At 70.9% G+C, this 2047-nt stretch carries 3 protein-coding genes; all 3 read right to left on the bottom strand.

The features are described 5' to 3' along the window. Positions 1-726, bottom strand: a 726-nt coding sequence (locus AC1D15_RS29025) for an NAD(P)/FAD-dependent oxidoreductase (RefSeq protein ID WP_477828745.1), incomplete at its 3' end; no start/stop codon positions are given. A 19-nt stretch (positions 727-745) separates the two neighbouring features. Further along, positions 746-1411, bottom strand: a complete 666-nt coding sequence (locus AC1D15_RS29020; protein ID WP_465111928.1) for a haloacid dehalogenase type II — start codon at positions 1409-1411, stop codon at positions 746-748. A gap of 192 nt (positions 1412-1603) precedes the next feature. Next, positions 1604-2047, bottom strand: a 444-nt coding sequence (locus AC1D15_RS29015) for an aldehyde dehydrogenase family protein (protein ID WP_477828744.1), incomplete at its 5' end; no start/stop codon positions are given.

The following is a 2047-nucleotide window of genomic DNA, read 5'->3' as shown; positions in this document are numbered from 1 at the left end:
GCCGTGCTGCGAGGCGCCGGTGGCCAGCAGCAGCTGCCCGGCCTGCAGCGAGCCGCGCGCGGTGTCGACGCGGTGGGCATGGCCCGAGCCCAGCCGCGTGAAGCGCGTCGCGGCGGTGCCGAGGTGGATCTGCGCGCCCTGGCGCTCGGCGGCGCTCGCCAGGCCGTGCGCGAAGCGGCCCATGTGCATCTGCGCACTCTTCTTCTGCAGCAGGCCGCCGACGAAGCGCTCGCTGCCGACCTCCTGCCGCACGCGCGCGGCGTCGATGAACTCGACATCGGGGTCGACCTCGCGCCGCATGCGCTCGGCGCTGCGCGCCAGGGCCTCGCAGTGCGCCGGCCGGGTCGCGAGCTTCAGCTTGCCGTTGCGCTCGAAATCGCAAGCGATGCCTTCGTCGCGCACGACGCGCTCGACGCTGTCGACCGCCGCGTCGAAGGCGTGGTACCAGGCGCAGGCCTGGGCCGTGCCGTGGCGGTCGGCCGCCACGCCGTAGTCGACCGCCAGGCCGTTGTTCACATGGCCGCCGTTGCGGCACGAGGCCTCGCTCGCGACCCGCTCGCCGGCCTCCAGCACGACCACGCTGGCGCCGCGCCGCGCCAGCGCGAGCGCCGCCGACAGGCCGGTGAAGCCGGCGCCGACGATGACCACGTCGGCGCGCGCCGGCAACTCGGCCGGCTTCGGCGTGAAGGCCGGTGCCGTGTCGGTCCAGTACGAGTCGAGTTTCATGGCGGCCGCTCGAACGGGTTCAGAGCCCGACCACGCCGGGCAGGCCGCCGATGTCGGCGATCTCGGTGTAGCCGTAGGCCGGGTTGCCCGGGCCGTGGCCGCGGTTCACGAACACCTTGTTCTTGATGCCCAGGTCGTCGGCCGACATCAGGTCGTAGCGCAGGCTGGACGACACGTGCAGCATGTCCTCGGGGTTCGCATTCAGCGAGTCCAGCATGTACTCGAAGGCCTGCAGCCGCGGCTTGTAGGCCTGCGCCTGCTGCGCGGTGTAGACGCGGTGGAAGGGCGCGCCGAGCTGCGCCACGTTCCGCTGGATCTGGTCGTCCGACGCGTTCGACAGGATCACCAGCGGGATCTCCTTCGCGACGCGCGCCAGCCCTGCCGGCACGTCGGCATGCGGGCCCCAGGTGGGCACCGCGTCGTAGTAGCGCTGCGCCTCGTGGTCGAGGTACTGCAGGTTCCACTTGCGGCAGGTGCGGCGCACGGCGTTCTTCAGCACGTCGGCGTACGGCTTCCAGGCGCCCAGCACCTCGTCGAAGCGGTAGGCGGAGAAGTCGGCGATGAACGCATCCATGCGCTCGGCGGGGACGCGGTCGGCGAAGATCTCGCGCGTCATCTCGCTCATGCGGAACCGGGTCAGCGTGCCGTAGCAGTCGAAGCTGATGAACTTGGGGCGGAAGGCCATGGTGGGGGAGGTCCTTGTCGTGTGAGGGCGGGTGGGTGTCAGCGGGTTCGCCTTGTCATCACCATTTCATTGAAGCATGTGCGACCAACGAGGAAGTGGGGATTTGGCGGGTGCCACGCGTCGAAGCTGTGGTTTCACGGGCCCGTCTCGGCATGGCGTGCGGTCTGCGCTGCGCCGGTGCGGTGGTGCACTTCATTGCGGCGACGCGAAGTCGATCAGCACGCTTTTGACGCGCAGGTTGGCCTCGACCGCCTGGCGCCCCAGGTCCTTGCCGATGCCCGACTGGTGGTAGCCGCCGGTGGGGATGACGAAGTCGTCGCTGCGCCCGTAGCGGTTGATCCAGACGGTGCCGGCCTGGATCGCACGCATCGCGCGCAGCGCGCGCCCGAGGTCGGCGGTGTGCACGCCGGCCGCGAGGCCGTAGTGCTCGTGTGCCGCCAGCGCGAGGCCTTCTTCTTCGTTGTCGAACACCTGTACTGTCAGCACCGGGCCGAAGATCTCTTCCAGCACCGCCGGGTTGCTGGCCTCTACGCCCTCGATCAGCGTCGGCCGCCAGTAGGCGCCGCCGCTGCCGACCTGCGCCAGCGTGCCGCCGCAGCGGGTGTGCGCGCCGGCGCCGCGGGCGCGCTCGACGAT

This window comes from Rhizobacter sp. P2_H2, assembly GCF_056403375.1.
Note: the sequence above shows the minus strand (reverse complement) of the source record. Positions and strands in the feature narration are given on the sequence as shown.